The 19,421-nt window shown below is 64.6% G+C and carries 18 protein-coding genes; 10 read left to right on the top strand and 8 right to left on the bottom strand.

The features are described from left to right. Positions 1 to 76: 76 nt before the first annotated feature. Positions 77 to 1,786 (top strand): M48 family metalloprotease, encoded by a 1,710-nt coding sequence (locus HF916_RS45455; RefSeq protein WP_168795128.1) that lies wholly within the window; start codon positions 77 to 79, stop codon positions 1,784 to 1,786. A 79-nt stretch (positions 1,787 to 1,865) separates the two neighbouring features. Here HF916_RS45455 and HF916_RS45450 read toward each other — a convergent pair whose 3' ends face one another. The 6 genes from HF916_RS45450 to HF916_RS45425 all read right to left on the bottom strand — a co-directional run bounded on the left by HF916_RS45450 (position 1,866) and on the right by HF916_RS45425 (position 6,758). After that, complete coding sequence (locus HF916_RS45450) at positions 1,866 to 2,450, bottom strand: DUF2946 family protein (protein WP_168795127.1); 585 nt, start codon at positions 2,448 to 2,450, stop codon at positions 1,866 to 1,868. Beyond that, positions 2,443 to 3,549, bottom strand: a complete 1,107-nt coding sequence (locus HF916_RS45445; protein WP_168795126.1) for a hydrolase — start codon at positions 3,547 to 3,549, stop codon at positions 2,443 to 2,445. The genes HF916_RS45450 and HF916_RS45445 overlap by 8 nt, the downstream gene beginning before the upstream one ends. A 39-nt stretch (positions 3,550 to 3,588) precedes the next feature. Then, on the bottom strand, positions 3,589 to 4,035 hold the full coding sequence (locus tag HF916_RS45440) for a nuclear transport factor 2 family protein (RefSeq protein WP_012434243.1): 447 nt from the start codon (positions 4,033 to 4,035) through the stop codon (positions 3,589 to 3,591). 168 nt (positions 4,036 to 4,203) lie between these two features. Further along, entirely contained in the window at positions 4,204 to 5,229 is a 1,026-nt protein-coding gene (gene waaF, locus HF916_RS45435) for a lipopolysaccharide heptosyltransferase II (protein ID WP_168795125.1), read from the bottom strand. A 348-nt stretch (positions 5,230 to 5,577) separates the two neighbouring features. Beyond that, on the bottom strand, positions 5,578 to 5,772 hold the full coding sequence (locus HF916_RS45430) for a zinc-finger domain-containing protein (protein WP_007180502.1): 195 nt from the start codon (positions 5,770 to 5,772) through the stop codon (positions 5,578 to 5,580). Positions 5,773 to 5,834: 62 nt separating this feature from the next. After that, positions 5,835 to 6,758, bottom strand: coding sequence for a branched-chain amino acid transaminase (locus HF916_RS45425; protein WP_168795124.1), 924 nt, complete (start codon positions 6,756 to 6,758; stop codon positions 5,835 to 5,837). 312 nt (positions 6,759 to 7,070) lie between these two features. On the opposite strand from HF916_RS45425, the gene HF916_RS45420 reads away from it, so the two are divergent. The 9 genes from HF916_RS45420 to HF916_RS45380 all read left to right on the top strand — a co-directional run bounded on the left by HF916_RS45420 (position 7,071) and on the right by HF916_RS45380 (position 16,959). Beyond that, complete coding sequence (locus HF916_RS45420) at positions 7,071 to 7,817, top strand: AzlC family ABC transporter permease (RefSeq protein WP_168795123.1); 747 nt, start codon at positions 7,071 to 7,073, stop codon at positions 7,815 to 7,817. Next, positions 7,814 to 8,137 carry an AzlD domain-containing protein gene (locus tag HF916_RS45415; RefSeq protein WP_168795122.1) on the top strand — a complete coding sequence of 108 codons (324 nt, stop codon included), beginning with the start codon at positions 7,814 to 7,816 and terminating at the stop codon, positions 8,135 to 8,137. Before HF916_RS45420 ends, HF916_RS45415 begins: the two co-directional genes overlap by 4 nt. A 271-nt stretch (positions 8,138 to 8,408) precedes the next feature. After that, positions 8,409 to 9,602 (top strand): phosphoglycerate kinase, encoded by a 1,194-nt coding sequence (locus HF916_RS45410; protein WP_168795121.1) that lies wholly within the window; start codon positions 8,409 to 8,411, stop codon positions 9,600 to 9,602. Between the two features lie 457 nt (positions 9,603 to 10,059). Then, positions 10,060 to 11,496, top strand: a complete 1,437-nt coding sequence (pyk, locus tag HF916_RS45405) for a pyruvate kinase (protein ID WP_168795120.1) — start codon at positions 10,060 to 10,062, stop codon at positions 11,494 to 11,496. 265 nt (positions 11,497 to 11,761) lie between these two features. Continuing rightward, a complete protein-coding gene (gene fba / locus HF916_RS45400) occupies positions 11,762 to 12,826 on the top strand; it encodes a class II fructose-bisphosphate aldolase (RefSeq protein WP_168795119.1) in 1,065 nt (354 codons plus the stop codon). A gap of 132 nt (positions 12,827 to 12,958) precedes the next feature. Next, positions 12,959 to 13,849, top strand: a complete 891-nt coding sequence (locus HF916_RS45395) for a phosphoribosylaminoimidazolesuccinocarboxamide synthase (RefSeq protein ID WP_168795118.1) — start codon at positions 12,959 to 12,961, stop codon at positions 13,847 to 13,849. Between the two features lie 230 nt (positions 13,850 to 14,079). Then, entirely contained in the window at positions 14,080 to 14,598 is a 519-nt protein-coding gene (gene purE, locus HF916_RS45390) for a 5-(carboxyamino)imidazole ribonucleotide mutase (RefSeq protein WP_132373250.1), read from the top strand. 113 nt (positions 14,599 to 14,711) lie between these two features. Beyond that, the gene (locus HF916_RS45385) at positions 14,712 to 15,908 is read left to right on the top strand and encodes a 5-(carboxyamino)imidazole ribonucleotide synthase (RefSeq protein ID WP_168795117.1); all 1,197 of its coding nucleotides are present in this window, start codon (positions 14,712 to 14,714) and stop codon (positions 15,906 to 15,908) included. 10 nt (positions 15,909 to 15,918) lie between these two features. Continuing rightward, positions 15,919 to 16,959: an L-threonylcarbamoyladenylate synthase gene (locus tag HF916_RS45380; RefSeq protein ID WP_168795116.1), complete on the top strand. Its 1,041-nt coding sequence runs from the start codon at positions 15,919 to 15,921 to the stop codon at positions 16,957 to 16,959. A 106-nt stretch (positions 16,960 to 17,065) separates the two neighbouring features. Here the strand turns inward: HF916_RS45380 and HF916_RS45375 are convergent, their stop codons facing one another. Together HF916_RS45375 and HF916_RS45370 are read right to left on the bottom strand one after the other, a co-directional pair. Next, positions 17,066 to 18,316, bottom strand: coding sequence for an SGNH/GDSL hydrolase family protein (locus HF916_RS45375; protein ID WP_168795115.1), 1,251 nt, complete (start codon positions 18,314 to 18,316; stop codon positions 17,066 to 17,068). Between the two features lie 94 nt (positions 18,317 to 18,410). Continuing rightward, positions 18,411 to 19,373 (bottom strand): sterol desaturase family protein, encoded by a 963-nt coding sequence (locus tag HF916_RS45370; protein WP_168795114.1) that lies wholly within the window; start codon positions 19,371 to 19,373, stop codon positions 18,411 to 18,413. Between the last annotated feature and the right edge of the window lie 48 nt (positions 19,374 to 19,421).

Here is a 19,421-nt window from a genome sequence, read left to right as displayed (position 1 = left end):
TTACAATTGCTCCATGCCCGCTATCTTAGTCCGAGCGGCGGGCGTCGCTTTTCGACTTCGTCAACTCGACCTCGCGATGCGTCCGAAACGGTTCCTCGCTGCGTTGTTGTCTGTCGCGCTGGCCGCGCCGCCGGGCGCGTTCGCGCAATCGCCCGGCGGGTCGAGCATCGCGCTCAACACGTTGCCCGCGGAGCCGCCGCTGATCAGCGGCCCGGCCGATGCCTACGCCGATCCGCTCGTGCCACCCGATATCGCGCAAGGCGTGTTCGGCGTGTACGGCGGCGCGCAGAGCCGCTTCTCCGGCAATACCGGTGTGAACACCAATTGGCGCGCACCGATCGTCACGCAGCAACTCCCTGATCTCGGCAATGGCGGTTCCGGCTCGCTCACGCCGCAGGCCGAGCGCAAGCTCGGCGAGCGCGTGATGCGCGAACTGCGCCGCGACCCCGACTATCTCGACGACTGGCTAGTGCGTGACTATCTGAACTCCGTCGCCGCGAAACTTGCTGCGGCGGCGAGCGCGCTCTATATCGGCGGATATCGTCCGGACTTCGATCTGTTCGCGGTGCGCGACCCGCAGATCAACGCCTTCTCGCTGCCGGGTGGTTTTATCGGCGTGAACACCGGCCTGATCGTGGCCACGCAGACCGAGTCCGAGTTGGCATCGGTGCTGGGTCACGAAATGGGACACGTCTTGCAGCGGCACATCTCGCGCATGATCACGACCGGCGAACGCAGCAGCTATGCGGCGCTCGCGGGCTTGTTGTTCGGTGTTCTAGCCGGCGTGCTCGCGCATAGCGGCGACCTCGGCAGCGCGATCGCGATCGGCGGCCAAGCCTATGCGGTCGACAACCAGCTGCGTTTCTCGCGTTCCGCCGAGCACGAGGCGGACCGCGTCGGCTTTCTGCTGCTTGCCGGCGCGGGCTACGATCCCTACGCGATGACGACCTTCTTCGGCCGACTCGATCGTGCCGCGATGAGCGACACGGGCATTCCGGCGTATGCGCGCACTCATCCGCTGACCGGCGAACGGATTGCTGACATGGAGGACCGTGCGCGCCGCGCACCTTACCGGCAACCGCATCAATCGGCCGAATATGGTTTTGTGCGGGCGCGCGCGCGTCTGCTGCAGGACCGCTCGCGCAGCGAGTACGGCGACGAGATTTCGCGCTTGCGCTCCGAGATCGAGGACCGTACGGCGGTCAACGTCGCGGCGAACTGGTACGGCATCGCGTACGGGCAGATGCTGCTCGAACGTTACGACGACGCGGCGGCGTCGCTGGCGTCGTCCCGCGCGGCGTTCGCAGCGGGCGAGCAGGCCGAGGGCGGAACGTCGCGCAGTTCGCCGAGCCTCGACGTGTTGGCCGCCGACATCGCGCGGCGCGCCGGCCGCGACGACGAGGCCGCCCGTCTGGCCGAACTGGCGCAGAAGCGCTGGCCGCAGTCGAATGCCGCAATCGACATGCATATCCGCACCTTGCTGACCTTGCATCGTTTTGCCAATGCTCAGGCGCTTGCGCAAAAAGAGACCCGTGCCCAGCCCGATCAGCCTGCCTGGTGGCTGTATCTCGCCCAGGCTAGCGCGGGCGCGGGCGACGCGTTGACGCAGCATCGGGCGATGGCTGAAAAGTTCGCCCTCGAGGGAGCGTGGCTTTCGGCGATCCGGCAATTGAAGGACGCGCGCGATCTGAAGGCGATTGGCTACTACGACCTCGCGACCGTCGACGCGAGGCTGCATGAGATGGAGAGCCGCTATAAGGAGGAGCGGCTGGACGAGAAGGGTTAAGCGGTGTTTGGTTGTCCTCGCTTAGCTGGGTTCAACGCACCGCCCTCGTCGAAGCACAGCACCGCACGTAGGCTAGTGCTTAAGCGCCCGCAGCCGCCGGACTGGGCACAAACCCAAACCGCGCAGCAACATCGCCTCGCCGCACGGCCTGCAGCGGCAACACAAGCTGGTGGTTCCAGCGAAACTCACCGCTCATCGAATCGTCCGCCAGCGTTGCATGATCCGAGAACACTTCCAGATCGTGGTCGTGCAAGACGGCGATTCTTGGCGGCGTTGCGCCGTCGGCAAAGAGAATCCCGCCTTCTTCATCCACGAACACGGCTGCGGGCTCGAACGCACCGCCCGCCTGATCCTGCAAGGCGAGCACCGCGCCGCCGGCCTGTGTATCGGCCGATAACCTGACCACCCATGGCGTGTAGCCCAACTCGACATACACGCGCTGTGGGCCGTTCTGGAAAAACCACTGGCCGCGGTCGTCAACGTCGTAATTCCGGTTGATGAACGCGAGCAACGCTTCGTGGCGGATCGGTGTGCCCGGCGAACCACCGGCCTGCGCGGCCTCATCGCGCATGCGCCAGTTGCCGCGCCTATCCAGCATCAGCCACCCTGTGCAACTCGGTACATTCGGCCATTTGGCCAAGGCCTGCTTGACGATGTCATCCATGATCGACGTGTTGCTCCAGATAGCCGAACACGCGCCGCGACAGCCAGTCGATGCGGCCCGGAAACGGCCCAGTCATAAAACCGGCGTGGCCGCCGTGCTTGGGTTGGTCGAGTTCCACTGCCGCCGAGACTTCATGCCGCGACGGCAATGCCGCAGCCGGCAGGAACGGGTCGTTGCGCGCGTTCAGCACCAGCGTCGGCACCTGAATATGCGGCAGCAGGGGGCGCGTGGTCGCCGTGCTCCAGTAGTCGTCGGTATCGCGAAAGCCGTGCAGCGGCGCGGTCACCACGTTGTCGAACTCGTACATGGTGCGGCTCGCCAGCATCGCGCCACGGTCGAACAGGCCCGGAAACTGAACCAGCTTTTGCTCAGCCTTCTGCTTGAGCGTCTTCAGGAAACTGCGCGTGTAGACGAGGCCGAAGCCCTGCGACAACGCGCGGCCGCCGGCATGCACGTCGATGGGCGCCGAGATCGCCGCGGCGGCCGAGATCACCGACGCCGCGTCCTCGCGCCGTTCACCCAGCCAACGCAGCAGCACATTGCCGCCGAGAGACACGCCGGCCGCCACGAGCGGCCCGCGATGCGCGGCGCGCAGGCGCCGCAGCACCCAATCGACTTCGTTGCTGTCGGCGAGATGGTAGAAGCGCGGCATGCGGTTCAGCGCTCCGCTGCAACTGCGAAAGTGCGGCACGACGCCGTGCCAGCCGTAGTCGCGCGCGGCCGCCATCAACGAGGCGGCGTAGTGCGAGCCCGAGCTGCCTTCGAGGCCGTGAAACAGCACGAAGAGCGGGGCGGTGTCGACGGGACTGTGTGGTGCGGCGTCGGCGTGGCCGTCATGCTGCACCCAGTCGAGATCGATGAAATCGCCGTCTGGCGTGTCCCAGCGCTCGCGTCGAAACGAGACGGCGGGGCGGCGTGCGAACAGCGACGGGACAATGGTCTGCACATGCCGGTTCGGCAGCCAGAGCGGCGCGCGGTAGAGCAACTCGACGGCGGCCTCGACAGTCGCCCCGACAGCGGCCGCGGCGCGTGCCGTACCGGACGAAGCGGATTGATCGTGCGTCGTGCCCAAAAGGGACTTCCTGCGGGGCGTGCTCATGCCTGCTTCAAAACAGAAAAGTAAAACGTGCGGCGCGCGTCAGTGCAGCGACCCCTGGCCGTGCCGCATCTTCGTGGCGAACTGGCTGGCGGCCTCGTTGGGCATCGGACTCGCGTGAATGTGCGCAATGCGCCATTCGCCGCGTTCGTGGACCATCACGTAAGTCGTGAAGACCATGGCGGGCGTGGCCTTCGGGTCAGCCGGCCGATGCGCTTCGGCAATCGCGTAGACCACGGTGCCGAGGCTGTCGTAGACGCGGATATCGAGCGGTTCAATGGAAACCCGCGCGGTTTCGAGCTGGATCTGCAAGCCCGCGCGAATGCTGTCGAGGCCGTGCAGGTGGGAGCCGTCGGCGCAAATGCAGCTGACGAACTCTTCATCGATCCACAAACCCATCAAGCTGTCGATATTGACCTCGGCGACGGCCTGGTAATAGGCGTTGAGGGTATCGGCGGCGGCTTCGAAGATATGGGCAAAACGTGGCATGGCTCGTCAGTCTCTTGTGCGCGGCGCGCGGTTGCGGGACAGCGGTCAGCGGGACAGTCCGGGGCACCGGACAATCGCACCCGAGCGCCAGAATGCCCGCGCCGCAAGGCGCGAACATGACGCGACGCGCTCAGGGGCGTGCGGCGTTGCGTACAAGTGTCAGCGAGTTCAGCGTTGCGCGAGCAACATGCCGCGCAAATCGCCGAATACCTGCTCGGCGCTCAACTGCTTCAGGCAGTTCAGATGACCAAGCGGACACTCGCGCTCAAAACAGGGGCTGCATTCGAGATGAAGCCATTGTACCTTCGCAAGCTCGGACAAGGGCGGCGTGTGGCGCGGATCGGTCGAACCGTACACGGCCACCAGCGGCCGGCGCAGCGCGGCGGCCACGTGCATCAGTCCGGAATCGTTGGTGACGACCGCGTTGGCCCGCGAGATCAGCGCACAGGCCTCGCCCAGCGCGGTCTGGCCGCACAGGTTGCGCACGTTCGGCGCTCGCTCGGCGATGGCCTGCGCAAGCGGCGCGTCTTTCGGCGAACCGAGTGCGACGATCTGCGTGTACGGGAACGACTGGCCGACTATTTGCGCGAGCGACGCAAAGTGCTCGGGCGGCCAGCGCTTGGCCGGGCCGTATTCGGCGCCCGGGCAGAACACCAGCAGCGGCACGCGCGTGTCGAGATTGAAGCGCGCCGAGACGCGCGACGCTTCGTTCAGGTCCGCGTCGAGGCGCGGCATCGGCAGGTCGTCGGGCAGCTTGGCGCCGGGCGCGTAGGCGAGCGCGGCGTATTGGCCGACCATCGGCGGACGCTCGTCCTTGCGCGGATTCGCGTGACGCACGTTCAACAGGCCGTAGCGGCTTTCGCCGGTATAGCCGATGCGAAGCGGAATGCCCGCCATCCACGGAATCAGCGCCGACTTGAGCGAATTCGGCAGCACGTAGGCGGCGTCGTAGCCGACATCGCGCAGGTCGCTCGCCAACTGCCAGCGGCGCAGCATTTGCAGCTTGCCGTGAGCGAGATCCGTGGCGTAGACGTCGCGGATTTCCGGCATGCGTTCGAGTACGGGCGCGACCCACGAGGGCGCGACCGCGTCGATGACGATGCGCGGATGCAATTTCACGAGGCGCGCAAACAGCGGCTGCGCCATCAATGCGTCACCGATCCAGTTCGGTGCGATAACCAACGCGCGACGCATCAGAGTGAGTGTCCGGTGTCGAAACGAAACCTCGCGCAGGTTTTGCGCGTGGCATTCGGATAAGTAAAAGGGGAAAAGCCGCAAGCCGCGTGGCGCATTTCCGGCATGGCCGGAAGCGCCGCGGTGGCGGCCCTGCTGTGACGTGCCTGCTTTCGGACCGGTTTGCGCGTTCGCGTTGGCATGATCACTGTCTGCTGCACGACCGGCGCCGGCTCGTGCAACGACGAGCCTCGCCGCGGAACAACATGCAGCCGATCACGAAGCGAGCCCCGCAACGCAACCCGCAACGAAGCGGGCAGCCGACCCGGCAAGCGGCGCCACAAGCAATCAGTGCTCAGTGCGCGGTGTTCAATGACCCTTGACCACTTCGCCGTCGCGCAACTTGTAACGCGTGCTGCAGTACGGGCACTTGGCTTCGCCGTGCGTGACGTCGATAAAGACACGCGGATGCGCGCTCCAGCGCGGCATGGCCGGATTCGGGCAATACGCCGGCAGGTCTTTCGCCGACAGTTCGACCAGCGGCATTTCCTTGATTTCGCTCATGAGACGTTCTCGTTGTATGCAGGGTGCGTGCGGCGCGCCGGTTGATCCCGGCGCAGCACGCGTTAGATCTTGGTGAGCCAGTTCGCGTACTTGTCGCTCTTGCCGTTCACGATATCGAAGAAGCCCGCTTGCAGCTTCTCGGTGATCGGGCCGCGTGCGCCCGAGCCGATCGTGCGGTTGTCGAGTTCGCGGATCGGCGTGACTTCGGCGGCGGTGCCGGTAAAGAACGCTTCGTCGCAGGTATAGACCTCGTCGCGCGTGATGCGCTTTTCGATCACCTGGATGCCCGCGTCGCGCGCCAGCGTGATGACCGTGTCGCGCGTGATGCCGTCGAGGCACGAAGCGAGGTCCGGCGTGTACAGCTTGCCGTTGTTCACGAGGAAGAAGTTCTCGCCCGAGCCTTCCGACACATAGCCGTCCACGTCGAGCAGCAGCGCTTCGTCGTAGCCGTCGGCGATGGCTTCCTGGTTGGCGAGGATCGAGTTCACATACCAGCCCGACGCCTTGGCGCGGACCATCGACACGTTCACGTGATGGCGCGTGAACGACGAGGTCTTCACGCGGATGCCCTTGGCGATGCCGTCTTCACCGAGGTAAGCGCCCCACGGCCAGGCGGCGATCGCCACATGGATGGTGTTGCCTTTGGCCGACACGCCGAGCTTTTCCGAACCGACCCAGATGATCGGGCGCAGATAGCAGGACTCGAGCTTGTTTTCGCGGACCACTTCGACTTGCGCGGCGGCGAGCGTTTCGTGGTCGAACGGCACGTCCATCTGGAAGATCTTGGCCGAGTTCAGCAGACGCTTGGTGTGTTCCTGCAGACGGAAAATCGCGGTGCCGCCGTCCGCCGTCTTGTAGGCGCGTACGCCCTCGAAGACGCCCATGCCGTAATGCAGCGTGTGGGTGAGCACGTGGATCTTGGCATCGCGCCAGTCGATGAGCTTGCCATCCATCCAGATCTTGCCGTCGCGGTCGGCCATTGACATACGATTCTCCAGCGGGTGCGTTATGAGTGCCCTCAAACCCTGCGCTTTCGCGTCAGGCTCCCCGGCGGGGCAGGAAAACCTGGGGACGGCCCGGCGTTTTCCAGCGAGGTGTCGCCCAAGGGGGCTTCCTTCGGGGCGTGCAAGGACCGTCATTTTAGCGTCTTTTGCACACGGAACGGGCATTTGGCCGCATTGCGGACGCTATAATCCAGCGCACGCATAATTCATATCCGAATGCGCCAGCGGGTGCTTGACGACCTGGCGCCGACTTCCCATCGTTGCAGCGCCCTTGGGCGCCCGCGTTTCGCCCCCATGCTCGCTCGCCTGTCAGATACCAATCGCCGTGCCTTCCGCGAAGGCGCGCGCGACTATTCGCCCACGCTGATGGCGATTTTCTCCTGGGGGCTCGTCACCGGCATTGCCATGAGCAAATCGGTGCTCACGCTGCCGCAGGCGCTCACCATGTCGCTGCTGTGCTACGCCGGCTCGTCGCAACTGGCGGTGCTGCCTCTGCTCGCTGCCAAGCTCCCGATCTGGACCGTGCTGCTCACCGCGGCGATGGTCAACACGCGTTTCGTGATCTTCAGTGTCGGTCTCGCGCCGCATTTTTCCTATCTGCCGATGTGGCGCCGCATTGTGCTCGGCTACTTCAACGGCGACGTGATCTATCTGCTGTTCCAGAAGAAGAGCTTCCCGACCGGCTATGTGCCGGGCAAAGAGGCGTATTACTGGGGCATGGCGGTGTGCAGTTGGCTGTCCTGGCAGGTGTCGTCGATTGCCGGCATTCTGCTGGCGAGCCTGATTCCCGATAACTGGGGCCTCGCGCTGGCAGGCACGCTGGCCTTGCTGCCCATCATGGTGTCGGCGATCGCGACGCGCTCCACGCTGGTCGCGGTCGCGATTGCCGGCGTGGTGTCGCTGCTCGCTTTCGATCTGCCGTACCGGCTCGCGCTGCCGCTCGCGGTGATCGCGGCAATCATTGCCGGCAGCGCCGCCGACCTGATGGTCGAGCGCGCCGACTTGCGCCGCATCCGTAACAGCGCCGGAGATTCCCGATGACATCCACACAGATCTGGCTAGCCATTTTCGGCATGACCTTCGTCACCGCCGTGACACGCGCGATGTTTCTAATCGGCGGCGAGCGCACCGTTTTGCCGGCACGGGTGCAGCGCATGCTGCGTTATGCGCCGGCCGCAGCGCTGGCCGCCGTGGTCCTGCCGGACGTGCTGGCGACGCCCGACGGCCTGTCGTTCGCGCCGTCGAACCATGAGTTCTACGCGACGCTGGCGGGTCTCGCGTGGTTTTTGTGGCGGCGCACCATGCTCGGCACGATTGTCGTCGGAATGGTCGTGTTCACGCTGTTGCGCCTCTTCATATGATTGAAGAAGCTGGAAATGTTGCGTTGCGGCATGCGCGCGGCATTCACCAAATACGGGACATTCGCCCGGTCGCGGGTCAGAAGGCTGTGTGGATCAGTTAAAATGCTTGTTTCCGGGATAAGCGCGCCGTTGCAGGGCGCGTGGGCCGCGGCTCTGCCGCCGGCACCCGATTCAGTGGAGCCGCTGCCGTGCCTGAGCGCTGGAGTTCACCGCGCTTGAGTACCGCGCGCCGTCCGCCACCGCCTTCTCATCAACTCGCACACACACGCCCATGAACAAGGTATTGCGTCTCTCCGATCTGATCGCCGAAGGCAAACTATCCGGCAAACGCGTGTTCATCCGCGCCGATCTGAACGTGCCGCAGGACGATCAAGGCAGCATCACCGAAGACACCCGTATCCGTGCCTCCGTGCCGGCCATCAAGGCCGCGCTCGACGCAGGCGCCGCCGTGATGGTCACGTCGCACCTGGGCCGTCCGACCGAGGGCGATTTCAAGCCGGAAGATTCGCTGGCGCCGGTCGCGAAGCGTCTGGCCGAACTGCTCGGCCGTGACGTGCCGCTGGTGGCGAATTGGGTCGAAAACGGCGTGAACGTTGCGCCGGGCTCGGTCGTGCTGCTGGAAAACTGCCGCGTCAACAAGGGCGAAAAGAAGGATTCCGACGAGCTCGCGCAAAAAATGGCGAAGCTCTGCGACATCTACGTGAACGACGCGTTCGGCACCGCGCACCGCGCTGAAGCCACCACGCACGGCATCGCCAAATACGCGCCCATCGCGTGCGCCGGTCCGCTGCTGGCCGCCGAACTCGAAGCGCTCGGCAAGGCGCTGGGTGCGCCGAAGCGTCCGCTGGTGGCGATCGTCGCCGGCTCGAAGGTATCGACCAAGCTGACCATTCTGAAATCGCTGGCCGACAAGGTCGATCAGTTGATCGTGGGCGGCGGCATTGCCAACACGTTCATGCTGGCCGCCGGCCTGAAGATCGGTAAGTCGCTTGCCGAAGCCGATCTGGTGAACGATGCCAAAGCCATCATCGACGCCGCGAAAGCGCGCGGTGCCTCGGTGCCGATCCCGACCGACGTGGTCACGGCCAAGGAGTTTTCGCCGACCGCCAAGGCCGAAATCAAGGCTGTCGCCGACGTTCAAGACGACGACATGATCCTCGACATCGGACCGGAAACGGCCAAGGTGCTCGCCGCGCAACTGGAAAAGGCCGGCACGATCGTGTGGAACGGCCCGGTCGGCGTGTTCGAATTCGACCAGTTCGGCAACGGCACCAAGACGTTGGCGGACGCCATCGCCAAGTCGTCGGCGTTCTCGATTGCCGGCGGCGGCGATACGCTCGCGGCGATCGCCAAGTACGGCATCCACGACAAGGTCAGCTATATCTCGACGGGTGGCGGCGCCTTCCTCGAGTTCCTCGAAGGCAAGAAGCTGCCGGCCGTCGAAGTTCTGGAATCGCGGGCTTAACGTGGCGACGCGCTCCCCAACGGCAAAGTCTGCAAAAGCGCGCGGCGGCAAGCCGCGTAACACCGCAGCAGCATCGGCAGGGGAGCGCGCGGCGCGCTCCGCCGCCACTCCGGCAGCGGCCGACCCCGCGGTTGAATTCGCGACCGGCCCAGTTAGCGCCGAACATCAGCAAGAAGAATCCGGGTCGCCCCTCGCGCTCGCGGAGTTGACCACCGTCGGCGAGGCCGCGGAATTGTCCAGCGCAGACGCTGTGCAAACCGCCTCGTCCGCGGAACTCCCCGACGACGAAATCGCCCCTCCACCGGCGCCCCCCGTGCTGGTATCGAATACCGCTTCATCCTATAAAGCGACGCTGGTTTCAACCGGCGCGCAGCCCCCGGCAGCATCCTTCGGTGCGCAGCCTCCGCATCCGACTCGCAGCGCTCTTTCCAGCGAACTCACCCAGACGAGGAGACTCATGCATCGCGCCACCAAGATTGTCGCCACCATCGGCCCGGCTTCCAATACGCCGGAAATCCTGCTGCAAATGATTCAGGCAGGGCTGGACGTGGTGCGGCTCAATTTCTCGCACGGCACCGCCGACGACCACCGCCAGCGCGCCGAATTCGTGCGCGAGGCGGCCCGCCAGGCCGGCCGCGAAGTCGCCATCATGGCGGACCTGCAAGGCCCGAAAATCCGGGTCGGCAAATTTGAAAACGGCAAGATCATGCTGGTCGCCGGCGAGCCGTTTGTTCTCGACGCCGACTGCGAACTCGGCAACGAGCAGCGCGCCGGTCTGGACTACAAAGACCTGCCGCGCGACCTGAAACCGGGCGACGTGCTGTTGCTCAACGACGGCCTGATCGTGCTGAACGTCTCGCGCGTGATCGGCAACGAGATCCACACGGTCGTCACGATCGGCGGCGAACTGTCGAACAACAAGGGCATCAACCGGCAGGGCGGCGGCCTGTCCGCGCCCGCGCTGACCGCCAAGGACATGGAAGACATTCGCACCGCCATGTCGCTTGGCGTGGATTATGTCGCGGTGTCGTTCCCGAAGAACGCCACCGACATGGAAATGGCCCGCCAACTGGCGAACATCGCCGGCGCGCCGTTCGGCATCAAGCCGAAGATGATCGCCAAAATCGAGCGTGCGGAAGCCATTCCGGCGCTGCAGGGCATCCTCGATGCATCGGACGGCATCATGGTCGCGCGCGGCGACCTGGCCGTGGAAGTGGGGAATGCCGCAGTCCCCGCGCTGCAAAAGCGGATGATCCGTATGGCGCGCGAATCGAACAAATTCGTGATCACCGCCACGCAGATGATGGAGTCGATGATCCACGCGCCAGTACCGACCCGCGCCGAAGTGTCGGACGTCGCCAACGCCGTGCTGGATGGCACGGACGCGGTGATGCTGTCGGCGGAATCGGCGGCGGGCAAGTATCCGGTGCAGACCATCGAGACCATGGCGGCGATCTGTGTCGAAGCCGAGAAGTCGGAGCAGTCGGAACTGGACAAGGATTTCCTCGACCGCACGTTCACGCGGATCGACCAGTCGATCGCGATGGGCGCGCTGTTCACGGCGTTCCATCTCGGCGCGAAGGCGATCGTGGCGCTGACCGAATCCGGCTCGACCGCGCTTTGGATGTCGCGTCACTGGACCCACGTGCCGATTTTCGCGCTCACACCGCGAGTCGCCAGCGAGCGGGCCATGGCGCTGTACCGCAACGTGACTTCGCTGCATCTGGACACCAACACCGACCGCGACACCGCGTTGCAGCAGGCGTTGGAGACCGTGGTCAGCAAGGGCTACGCTTCGCGCGGCGACATGGTGGTGCTGACCGTCGGCGAGCCGATGGGTCAGGCCGGCGGCACGAATACGCTGAAGATCGTGCGGGTCGGCGAACCGTATTGAGCGCGCTGCGCTCTGCGTGGGACCGGAGTAAGTGCTGAAGGACTAACTTCGGTCGACAGACTGCTCGATCGGCACAGGCCTGATTGGGCGAAGCAGGCTGCATGCTCCGCGAGAGGCGGCGCACAGGCTCAGATCGCGCGTTGAGGCGGCAAGGACCGCTCCGCGCTTTAGAGAATGTGTGAACGGGTATGCAGCTTGCCTCGCGATAAAATCGCCCAAAAGATGCCGACGGCACAAGAATTCGTTTCAATCTATGGAGTTATGCATGCCTCTCGTATCAATGCGTCAACTGCTGGACCACGCTGCTGAAAACGGCTACGGTCTTCCGGCATTCAACGTGAACAATCTGGAGCAGGTTCAGGCGATCATGGCGGCGGCCGACAAGGTCAACGCACCGGTCATCATGCAGGCGTCGGCCGGCGCGCGTAAGTACGCGGGCGAAGCGTTCCTGCGCCACCTGATCGAAGCCGCGGTCGAGTCGTATCCGCATATTCCGGTCGTGATGCATCAGGACCACGGTCAGTCGCCGGCGGTCTGCATGGCGGCGATCCGCAGCGGCTTTACCAGCGTGATGATGGACGGTTCGCTCGAGGCCGACGGCAAGACGGTCGCGTCGTACGAGTACAACGTGGACGTGTCGCGCAAGGTCGTGGAAGCGGCGCACTCGATCGGCATCACGGTGGAGGCGGAACTGGGCGTGCTCGGTTCGCTGGAAACCATGAAGGGCGACAAGGAAGACGGCCACGGCGCGGAAGGCACGATGACGCGCGAGCAGCTGTTGACCGATCCGGAGCAGGCTGCCGACTTCGTCAAGCTGACCCAGTGCGACGCGCTGGCCATCGCGATCGGTACGTCGCACGGCGCGTACAAGTTCAGCAAGAAGCCCACGGGCGATATTCTGTCGATTCAGCGCATCAAGGAAATCCACCAGCGCATTCCGAACACCCATCTGGTGATGCACGGTTCGTCGTCGGTGCCGCAGGAACTGCTGGCTGAAATCCGCGAATTCGGCGGCGACATGAAGGAAACTTACGGCGTGCCGGTTTCAGAGATTCAGGAAGGTATCAGGAACGGCGTGCGCAAGGTCAATATCGATACCGACCTGCGTCTGGCCATTACTGGCGCGATCCGCCGCTACATGGCGACCAACCCGGGCAAGTTCGATCCGCGCGATTATCTGAAGCCGGCGCGTGAAGCGGCGATGAAGATCTGCGTCGAGCGCTACATGCAATTCGGCTGCGAAGGCCAGGCTGGCAAGATCAAGCCGGTTTCCCTTGATAAAATCGCGGAGAAGTACAAAGCAGGCGAGCTTTCGCAAGTCGTCCGCTAAGCTATCAACAGGCTCTGCACCTGGCCGTTTGGCCAGGTTGTCGTTAGACCGCCGTTCCCGCATCATCCGGGGAACGGCGTTTCCCTTTTGTTCCGGTCACACTTTTTGCCTCATTTTTAGCGAACCACGACGATGTCTACCCTCTACGAATCCACGCTCCGCTCGCTGCCGCTGCTCGGCCGAGGTAAAGTCCGCGACAACTATGCGGTGGGCAACGACCAGTTGCTGATCGTCACGACCGACCGTCTGTCGGCGTTCGACGTCATCATGGGCGAGCCGATTCCGAATAAGGGACGCGTGCTCAATGAAATGGCGAACTTCTGGTTCGAGAAACTGAAGCATGTGGTGCCGAACCACCTCACGGGCGTCGCGCCCGAATCCGTGGTGGCGGCGGACGAGGTCGAGCAGGTCAAGGGCCGCGCGGTCGTCGTGAAGCGCCTCGAACCGATCCTCGTCGAAGCCGTGGTGCGCGGCTATCTGGCCGGCAGCGGCTGGAAAGACTACCAGGCAACCGGTTCTGTGTGCGGCGTCGACCTGCCGCCGGGTCTGCAGAACGCGCAAAAGCTGCCCGAGCCGATCTTCACGCCGGCAGCCAAGGCCGAAATGGGCCATCACGACGAAAACATCACGTACAACGAGATGGAGCGTCGCATCGGCACCGAACTGTCGGCCACGATCCGCGACATCTCGATCAAGCTGTACAAGGAAGCGGCGGATTATGCGGCCACGCGCGGCATCATCATCGCGGATACGAAGTTCGAATTCGGTCTGGACAATCACGGCAAGCTGTATCTGATGGATGAGGCGCTGACCGCGGACTCGTCGCGCTTCTGGCCGGCCGACCAGTATCAGGTCGGCACCAACCCGCCGTCGTTCGACAAGCAGTTCGTGCGCGACTGGCTCGAAACCCAGCCGTGGAAGAAAGAGCCGCCGGCGCCGAAGCTGCCGGACGACGTGGTCACGAAGACGGGCGAAAAGTACCAGGAAGCGCTCGAACGCTTGACCGGGCATAAGCTCGCCTGATTGCGCGCAGCCGTTGGATTCGCGCCGCATGAGAAAGCGCGAGGCGGCCTCGTGATTTCGCATCCGTCGGGCGGTTGCTGCCAGGCGACAGGTTCGGGGGCGCTTTAAGCAGAGCGCCGGACCGCGGCAAGTTTTCCGCCCCGCAGGAAGTCTCCTTGGGAGATTCCCTCAAGAGGCCTGGCGCGAAGCGACAGGCCAGAGGCCCTCTCAAGAAACAAGGAAGCCGTAAGATGAGTGAAGCACAAACCGCCCATACGCATGGCGCGCCGGTTATCGGCGTGCTGATGGGTTCCAGTTCCGACTGGGAAGTCATGAAGAACGCCGTGGCCATTCTGCAGGAATTCGGCGTGCCCTACGAAGCGAAGGTCGTGTCCGCGCACCGCATGCCCGACGAAATGTTCGCCTATGCTGAAAGCGCGCGTGAGCGCGGCATTCGCGCGATCATCGCCGGTGCGGGCGGCGCGGCGCATCTGCCGGGCATGCTGGCCGCCAAGACCACGGTGCCGGTGCTCGGCGTGCCGGTGGCGAGCAAGTACCTGAAGGGCGTCGATTCGTTGCATTCGATCGTGCAGATGCCCAAGGGCGTGCCCGTCGCCACGTTTGCGATCGGCGAGGCCGGCGCGGCGAACGCGGCGCTGTTCGCCGTGTCGCTCCTGAGCGGCACGAGCGACGAGTATGCGGAGAAACTGGCGGCATTCCGCGTGCGCCAGAACGAAGCGGCCCACGCCATGGTGTTGCCGGCGCTGTAAGCGCACAGACTGATTGCTTGAAGACGTCCCCCTGTCCGACCCCCGGCCGGGTGCCTGCCATCGCATTGCACGCACGCATTGCACACAGCACCCGGCCGCGACCGACCACTAAGATGAACCCAGACAACACACCGGTTTCACCGATTCTGCCCGGCGCATGGCTTGGCATGGTCGGTGGCGGCCAGCTCGGCCGCATGTTCTGTTTTGCCGCTCAGGCCATGGGCTACCGCGTCGCCGTGCTCGATCCGGACGAAAACAGTCCGGCGGGCGCCGTCGCCGATCGCCATTTGCGCGCGGCTTACGACGACGAAGCGTCGCTGACCGAACTCGCGCGGCTGTGCGCGGCGGTGTCGACCGAATTCGAGAACGTGCCGGCTGCGAGCCTCGACTTCCTCGCGCGGACTACGTTTGTGAGTCCGGCTGGGCGCTGCGTCGCCGTGGCCCAGGACCGTATTGCCGAGAAGCGCTTCATCGCGTCGTCGGGCGTGACGGTCGCGCCGCACGTGGTGATCGAATCGTCGGATGCGCTGGCCGAGCTCGACGACGCGAAGCTCGAAGCCGTGCTGCCCGGCATTCTTAAGACGGCCCGCATGGGCTACGACGGCAAAGGCCAGATTCGCGTGCGCAACGCCGAGGAAGTGCGCGAGGCGCATGCTTCGCTCGCCGGCGTGCCGTGCGTGCTGGAAAAGCGTTTGCCGTTGAAATTCGAAGTGTCCGCGCTGATCGCGCGGGCGGCGAGCGGCGCGTCGGTGGTCTATCCGCTTGCGCAGAACACGCATCGCGACGGCGTGCTGTCGCACACCATCGTCCCGGCGCCGGATGCGAGCCCCACGCTCGTCCAGCAGGCGCAACAGGCGGCGCTGCAAATCGCCGACAAGCTCGGTTATGTGGGCGTGCTGTGCGTCGAGTTCTTCATTCTCGAAGACGGTTCGCTGGTGGCCAATGAAATGGCGCCGCGCCCGCACAATTCCGGCCACTACACCGTCGATGCCTGCGCGACCAGCCAGTTCGAACAACAGGTGCGCGCCATGACCGGCATGCCCCTGGGCGACACGCGTCAGCATTCGCCGGCCGTCATGCTGAACATTCTCGGCGACGTGTGGTTCCCGGACGGCCCGAAGCGCGCGGCCGTCACGCCGCCGTGGCACGAAGTCGCCGCCATGCCGGCAGCGCGTCTGCATCTGTACGGCAAGGAAGAGGCACGTTGCGGCCGCAAGATGGGCCACGTGAACTTCACGGCGGCCACGCTCGAAGAAGCACGCACGGCCGGACGCGATTGCGCGCGGCTTCTGCACATCATCACGAGCTGACACGAGCACCATGCCGGATCAACAGAAGCCCGCCGAAGGTGCATTGCCTGTGAGCGCCGCGCAGATTGAACACGCGGCGGCGCTGCTCGACGCGGGCGGCCTGGTCGCGTTTCCCACGGAGACGGTGTACGGTCTCGGCGGCGACGCCGAGAGTCCCGACGCGGTCGCTCGCATTTACGCGGCGAAGGGCAGGCCGGCGAGTCATCCGGTGATCGTGCATCTCGCGCCGCAAGGCGATCCGAACTACTGGGTCGAGCATTTGCCCGCGGAGGCGCAGCGGTTGATCGACGCGTTCTGGCCGGGGCCTCTCACGCTGATCCTGAAGCGCGCCGCGCGCATTCCGGCGGCGGTGAGCGGCGGTCAGGATTCGGTGGGATTGCGCTGCCCGTCGCATCCGGTCGCGCAAGCGTTGCTTCAGGCATTTAGCGCTTTGCGTGGCGGGCATGGCGGTGTCGCGGCGCCGTCGGCGAACCGGTTCGGACATGTGAGCCCGACCACGGCGCAACATGTACGCGACGAGTTCGGCGACGCGATTCATGTGCTGGACGGCGGCGCGTCGGATGTCGGTATCGAATCGACCATTCTGGATTTGTCGCGCGGCTTTCCGGCGTTGTTGAGGCCGGGGCGTGTGACACCGCAAGACATCGCCGACGTGCTCGGCGAGGCGCCGCGTTTGCCGGACGGCTCGGACGCGACCGCACCGCGGGCTTCCGGCACGTTAAAGGCGCACTATGCGCCGCGCACGCCGTTGGCGCTGTTGCCCTTCGCCGCGCTGGAGCCTTTGCTTGCCGCGCGGCAAGCGGATGAGCGCGTGGCGCTGGTGGCGCGTGCGTCGCGAGCCGGACATTGGGCCGACGCCGAGGGCGTGCATTTCATCGCCGCGCCTGAAGATCCGCATGTCTACGCGCGTGAACTGTATGGCTTGCTGCGGGCGCTGGATCGCGCGAATGTAACGCGGATATTGATCGAGAAGCTGCCGGATACGATCGAGTGGATCGCTGTTAATGATCGGTTAGGGCGGGCGGCCGCTGCGTTCGAAGCGCAGGGATAATTTTGCAGCGCCCGGCTGAATCAGCCGCCGGGCTTCTCATCCATTACGGCAAAGCAAAACGGCGGATCGCATCGATCCGCCGTTTTGCTTGCGCCGTGTTGCCGGATTACTTGCCCAACCCCGTTGCCGCGATCTGCTGCTGCACGTATTGCGCGAACAAAGCGTGCAAGTGCGTGCTCGGATGAACCGAGTCCGCGAACATGTAGGTCTGGTCAGCGCCAGCCACCGTATAAGTCTGCGGCGAGCAGAACAGCGACGAGCCGAAACTGGCGCCGTACTGAGCCGGCGTCAGCCCGTTCGTTGCGCTCGGATTGGCGGTGGCGTACGCGGTTGCGTTGTTCTGCATCGACGTCAGGTTACACGCTGTGCCGGTGTTGGACACCGTGAATCCCAGCGCCTGGTAGTTCGGCAATTGCTGATCCAACCAGCTGAACGCATCGACCACGATAACCTTGCCCGTGCCCACCAGGCCGAGCGCCGTCAGGTTCTGGGTCAACAGATAGTTAAACGCCGCGGCAAGCCCGGACAGCAATGCAGCCGAGCCCGGCGTGCTCGCATTGGCTGCAACGCCGAGCGGCGCACTGCCGATGTCCGGCACGGTCGACACCACCACGTGAGTCGCGCCCGAGTTGACCATGGTCTGCACTTGCGCGGCGAGCTGCGTAGCGGCCTGGGCGATCTGCGGATTGGGCAACTTCTGCAGGTAGCCGACGATGAACGCCACTTGGCCCGCTTGCGAGTTCGGCAGTGTGCCGGCTTGCACGAGCAGCGGGTATTGCGTCTGTAGCGCGGCGCCGAGTGCCGTCAGATTGGCGGTGGTCCCCGCGAACTGCAAGATGTCGTTCGCGCCGCCGGCGACCAGCACGAGTTGATTCGCATTGAAGCTCGTATGCGCGCCCAGGTAGTTGGCCACCTGCGTCACAACCGGCACGGTCGTCGCGGCCATGCTGTTGGGCGCCCAGCCTTGGCCTTGGGCGTTGACGACGTCCGAGCCGCCCTGCGCATAGCCGAAGCCGCCCGCTGCGACCAGCGGCTGACCGAAGCCGCCGAGGTATGCCGGCGTCAACGTGCCACCGTAATATTCCGCGACCTTCTGGGTCCACACTTCACCCGGGTTCGTCGTGAAGCGGCCGCCGCCGAAGCTCCCCTGAATCACCGGCGAGTACGTGCCGACGTCCGACAAGCTGTCGCCGAACGACACGACCTGCAATTTGACTCCGCCTGCAGGCGTGCTGCTCGCGTTGTTGTTATTGTCGCTGCCCCCGCCGCAAGCCGCGAGCAGAGCGAATGCCGTGCTGGCCATGGCGATCTGCGTGACACGCAGCCAATGTTGTTTCCGCGATGCTGTTTGCTTCATGTTGACGACATCTCCTCGTATGTGTGGCCCTTATGCCATGTGTTGCAGGCAGCGCCCACCGCTTAGGCGGCGTGACGACAGCTTACAGAATCTTCTACGGCCTGCGTGGTGTTTGAAACGCGGCCGTATGGTCTTGCTTCACGCGCGTTGCCTCGCCTGAATTTGCATCTGAATCCACGCGCGATACCGATGAACCGGCGGCGCGCCGCGCGTGATAATCCGCAGCCCATGCGGGCGGCGCAAACAGCGCCCGCAGTTTGTTGCGCCAGCCGCGCACGCTCGCGAAGTCGACGGCCATCGACGCCCATTCGTGAAACGTCGCCTTCAGCGGGTTGTACGTGTGAAGCGGTTCGACGATGCCATACACCGGCGCATCGCGCGAATCTTCCTCGACGTAGCTGCCGAACAGGCGATCCCAGATCACCAGCACGCCGGCATAGTTGCGATCGATATAGCGGTCGTTGCGCGCGTGATGCACGCGATGAATCGACGGCGTGTTGAACACGTATTCGAGCCAGCCGAGTTTGCCGATGGCCTGCGTATGCACGAAAAACTGAAAGCCGAGATTGATCAGCACGATCGCGACGATCTGCTTCGGCGGAAAACCGAGCACGGCAAGCGGCGTCCAGAACAGCCACATGCCCGCGATCGGATACATCAGGCTCTGGCGGAACGCGGTCGAAAAATTCATGCGCTCCGACGAGTGATGCACGACATGCGCGGCCCACAGCCAGCGCACGCGATGACTGCAACGATGGAACACGTAGTAGAGCAGATCCTGCGCGATGAACAGCACGACGAACGAGACCCAGCTCGCCTGCCACGTGTAGAGGCGATAGTGATCGTAGAAGAACGCGTAGACCGGAATGATGGCGAGCCACGCGAGCTTGTCGGCGGCTTGCTGCATCAGCGCAAGCGCGGCGTTGCAGAGCGTGTCGCGCCAGCTATAGAGTTGCGCGCCCGGCTGCGTGCGCCGCAGGTGCCACGCCTCCCAGCCGATGCATCCGAGAAAGACCGGCGCCATGGCGAGCAGCAGCAATTCGGCATCGAATTGCATCGTGTCTTCCTCCGTGGTCCCTGGCCGCCGCGCTGCGCGCAGCGGGTG

It is taken from the genome of Paraburkholderia aromaticivorans (genome assembly GCF_012689525.1).
GTDB classification, from domain to species: Bacteria; Pseudomonadota; Gammaproteobacteria; order Burkholderiales; family Burkholderiaceae; genus Paraburkholderia; species Paraburkholderia aromaticivorans_A.
The sequence above is the reverse complement of the archived record's forward strand: the minus strand, read 5'-3'. Positions and strand labels throughout refer to the sequence as shown.